At 54.7% G+C, this 4150-nt stretch carries 5 protein-coding genes; all 5 read right to left on the reverse strand.

What is annotated here, in order from left to right; translation table 11 throughout:
• A partial coding sequence (locus MVC73_RS04010; protein WP_297507187.1) for a molybdopterin-dependent oxidoreductase occupies window positions 1–637 on the reverse strand: 637 nt, incomplete at its 3' end.
• Window positions 638–707: 70 nt separating this feature from the next.
• Window positions 708–1301, reverse strand: coding sequence for a pyridoxal 5'-phosphate synthase glutaminase subunit PdxT (gene pdxT, locus MVC73_RS04015; protein ID WP_297507189.1), 594 nt, complete (start codon window positions 1299–1301; stop codon window positions 708–710).
• 32 nt (window positions 1302–1333) lie between these two features.
• Window positions 1334–2341: a pyridoxal 5'-phosphate synthase lyase subunit PdxS gene (gene pdxS, locus MVC73_RS04020; RefSeq protein WP_297507192.1), complete on the reverse strand. Its 1008-nt coding sequence runs from the start codon at window positions 2339–2341 to the stop codon at window positions 1334–1336.
• 114 nt (window positions 2342–2455) lie between these two features.
• On the reverse strand, window positions 2456–3289 hold the full coding sequence (gene nadC, locus MVC73_RS04025) for a carboxylating nicotinate-nucleotide diphosphorylase (RefSeq protein ID WP_297507195.1): 834 nt from the start codon (window positions 3287–3289) through the stop codon (window positions 2456–2458).
• A gap of 1 nt (window position 3290) precedes the next feature.
• On the reverse strand, window positions 3291–4150 hold an 860-nt coding region (gene nadA / locus MVC73_RS04030), incomplete at its 5' end, for a quinolinate synthase NadA (RefSeq protein WP_297507198.1).

Genomic DNA, 4150 nt, shown 5'->3' on the forward strand with positions numbered 1-4150 from the left:
CTGTTCCGGGCCTGATTACAAGCTTGTAGTCGGCAAAGGTCATCGTCCTCGTTTCCCTGACGTCGACAACGATTATCTTCGCTCCTCTCCTCTTTGCCTTCAGGATGTAGTCCATGACGACCGGATGGGTCTCGGCAGGGTTGTAGCCCCAGATGAGTATCGCGTTAAAGCTCTCCAAATCCTCGTAGGGGTTCGTTTGAGCGCCAGTTCCTACGGTAAGCTTGAGAGCATGAACAGAAGCTTCATGGCATAAGCGAGCGCAGTTGTCGATGTTGTTCGTGCCGAAGAGGCGGGCAATCTTCTGGAGGAGGTAGTTCTCCTCGTTGCTGACCTTGGAAGATGCCAGAAAGGCCACGGCATCGGGCCCGTAGAGCTCTCTGATCTCAAGGAGCCTGTTCGCTATCTCCTCTATGGCAACGCCCCAGCTCACCGGAACCATCGCAGAGCCGACCTTCTTCAGGGGCCTCTTGAGCCTGTCCCTTGAGGTAACGAACTCGGTCGCGTGGAGGCCCTTGGGACAGAGCTTTCCCCTGTTCGGTTCTCCACGATATGGTTTTACCCTCAGGGTCTTTGGGTCTATGAGAAGGTTGCATCCAAAGCCACAGTAGGGGCAGACAACCTTTCTGAGTTCGCCCATCCAACCACCGATTGACATAGAAAAAGCAAAAATAAAAGTCTTCCGGGGAAAGTTTTGCATAAAAATGTTATCAAATCGCCTTCCTCAAAAAGTACTCGTGAACCCTTGTATCATCTGTCAGCTCGGGGTGGAACTCAAGGCCCATCAGGTTGTCCTGCTCAACGCCGACGATCCTGTCGCCAAGCCACGCTATCGGCTTTACCCTGTTACTCAAAAGCTCGACTATCCTCGGGGCGCGGATGAAGACCCCTATGAAGGGCTCGTCGCTGAAAGCCAACTTCACCGGTGCCTCAAAGCTGTCCACTTGTCTGCCGTAGGCGTTTCTATTAACGCGAACGTCGAGGAGCTCAAGAAACTTCTGCTCGGGAGTTGCGCCTATTACCTCCTTCGAGAGCATTATCAATCCCGCGCAGGTACCCATTATCGGCAATCCTTCCTCGCCGAGCTTTTTGACTGGCTCAAGGAGGCCATTCTTCACCATGAGCCTTGAAATCGTGGTACTCTCTCCGCCGGGGATTATTATCGCGGAGATGCCTTCGAGCTGCTCCGGCTTTCTGAGCCAGACCACCTCGCCTGAAACGCCAAGGTTTTCTAGGGCTTTCTTGGATGCCTCTATGTGCTCGCTGACGTCGCCCTGGAGGCCAATGACACCTACCTTGACCATTTTGACCACCTCAGGTTAAACAGAAAAGGGGGTCAGACGCCCCTCTCCTCAAGGCGAACCTCGAGCTCCTCGATGTCCTGTCCATGCATGGGTTCGCCAATGTCCCTACTTATCTCCACTAGAACGTCAGGCTCGTCCCAGTGGTTCACAGCTTCAACTATTGCCCTCGCCATCTTTGGCGGGTCGGAGCTCTTGAAGATTCCGGAACCGACGAATACTCCATCCATGCCCATCTGCATCATCAAAGCCGCATCCGCTGGGGTGGCAACGCCACCGGCTGCGAAGTTGACGACGGGAAGGCGGCCGAGCTTCTTTATCTCAAGGAGGATCTTGTACAGGTCATCAACTATGTCGCGATAGGTGTAGTGGCCGTAGACGGGCTCGTTCTCAAGGACGTTCCTCGGAAGGCCGGCTATCTCCTTGACGTCAAGGGCGAGCCTGATGTAAGGTTCAGCGAACTTCTCGGCGACTCCGTAAACCTGCTCGTCCGTCATGGCCTGTATCTGCCTTATGCCTTCCGCGACGAGGCGGACGTGCCTCACCGCTTCAACTATGTTGCCCGTTCCGGCCTCGCCCTTCGTCCTTATCATAGCCGCGCCTTCCCAGATTCTTCTCACGGCTTCACCGAGGTTCCTAGCACCGCAGACGAAAGGAACCTTGAACTCGCGCTTGTCTATGTGGAAGTATGGGTCTGACGGAGTGAGAACCTCGCTCTCGTCTATCATGTCAACACCAAGGGCTTCGAGGATTTTTGCCTCCGCAACGTGGCCTATCCTGACCTTGGCCATCACCGGAATCGTCACCGCGTCCATTATCTCCTGAATCTTCTCTATTGGAGCCATCCTTGCAACTCCACCGGCCTTTCTAATATCCGCTGGAACCCGGTGGAGGGCCATAACTGAGACTGCCCCCGCTTCTTCAGCCACCTTCGCCTGCTCGGCGTTGGTGACATCCATTATGACGCCACCCTTAACCATCTTGGCGAAGCCACGCTTCAGTCTCTCGGTTCCCTTGGCCTCGATAATGGCGAGCTTGTTCATCAACACCACCTCCTTTCAGTTAGATGAAGGTACCTGTTGATTATAAGCCTTGCCACCACTACATCGAGGTTGGCGTGAAAAAAGTTCGAAGAAACCTGCGGAAACCGAAGGGCCTCACAACTTCCCAGTTATTTCAAGGCTCACGTCGAAGTTTTTAACGGAGTGGGTTAGATAGCCGAGGCTTATGACGTCAACATCGAGCTTCGCGTACTCGACTATGTTTTCGGGCGTTATCCCTCCCGAGACCTCGATTTTGACCCTATCCCTGAGCCCTTCGCGCCTTAATGCTTCTATCGTCCCCGCTATCTCCTCCGGCGACATGTTGTCGAGCATGACAACGTCAGCACCAGCTTTAGCAGCTTTGACTGCATCCTCAAGGCTCTCCACCTCAACCTCGACGACCTTGTAAACGCTGAAAGCCCTCGCGCGCCTTATCGCCTCCTCCAGAGGAACGAGAGCGAGATGGTTGTCCTTTATGAGTATAGCGTCGCTCAGCGAGAAGCGGTGTGGCTCGCCGCCCCCGATGAGAATCGCTTTTTTGTCGAGGGGTTTGAGGAGGCTCTTCCTTGTCCCGGCAACGCGAACCTTTGGATTGACGGCCTTAACCTTCCCTGCCAGTTTCTTCACCTCGGTGGCAATGCCACTCATCCTGCCCATTATGTTTAAAGCCGTCCTCTCGACGAGGAGTATCGAGCGGGCATCCCCTTCGAGTTCAACTATTGTATCGCCCTCCCTAACTTCCTCGCCGTCCCTTTTTCTGACTTCAACCCTAACGCCGAAGTGCTCGAAGAGGGCTTTAGCTTCTTCAACACCCGCTACAACCCCATCCTGCTTCGCTATGATAACCGCCCTTGCCCCGGTTCCCGCCGGGATAATGGCTTCACTCGTCACGTCGCCGAAGGGGGCGTCTTCCTCAATGAACCTGAGCAGGTACTCAAGCGGAACCATCTCAGCTCATCTCCAGCATTTTCTCTATCGCCTTTCTCGCCTTCTCGGCTATCCCCTCCGGAACCTCGACGGCGTACTTCATGTCCTTAAGGGATTCGTAGATGTGGTTCAGTGTTATCGCCTTCATGCCTATGCAGGTGGCATCTTCCCTCGCGGGATGGAACTTGATATTCGGGTAGAGCTTGCTCAATCTATAGACCATCTCCCTCTCGGTGAAGACGACCCACTCGTCCCACTCGGGGGCCCTTTTGATCATCCCGCCGGTCGAGACGATTATATCAGCCCTCTCCTGGACTTCCGGCTCGCATTCCGGATGAACCATGAGCTTGGCGTTGGGGTAGAGCCTCTTAGCGCGCTCAACGTCATTAAGGGTGAACTTCCTGTGGACGTAGCAGTGCCCGTATTCTGGAACGGGGATTACCCTCTTCCCGGTCTGCTTTGCCACGTAGTAGGCGAGATTCTTGTCCGGTCCGAAAATTATAACCTCAGAGTCGAGCTTCTCAACAACTCTGACGGCGTTGGCTGATGTAACGGTAACGTCGGCGAGGGCCTTTGTCTCGGCGGAACTGTTGACGTAGAGCACTACCGGAGCGTCGGGGTATTTCCTCTTCGCCTCGATTATGTGCTCCGGTCTGAGCATGTTGGCCATCGCGCATGTTGCTCCCCTCGTTGGCAGAAGAACCGTCTTTTCAGGGTTGAGGATTTTAGCGGTCTCCGCCATGAAGTCAACTCCTGCAAAGACTATGACGTCGGCGTCAACGCTCACCGCTTTCCTCGCGAGCTCAAGGCTGTCGCCGAGGAAGTCCGCTATGTCCTGCACCTCGGGAGGCTGATAATTGTGGGCCATTATTATGGCGTTGC

Origin of the sequence: Thermococcus sp. (assembly GCF_027052235.1) — an archaeon.
GTDB lineage: Archaea > Methanobacteriota_B > Thermococci > Thermococcales > Thermococcaceae > Thermococcus.

Bases quoted from the DNA above. Each gene is read 5' to 3' on its own strand.
- pdxS (WP_297507192.1), bottom strand. From the start codon at position 2,341: ATGAACAAGCTCGCCATTATCGAGGCCAAGGGAACCGAGAGACTGAAG.
- nadC (WP_297507195.1), bottom strand. From the start codon at position 3,289: ATGGTTCCGCTTGAGTACCTGCTCAGGTTCATTGAGGAAGACGCCCCC.
- pdxT (WP_297507189.1), bottom strand. From the start codon at position 1,301: ATGGTCAAGGTAGGTGTCATTGGCCTCCAGGGCGACGTCAGCGAGCAC.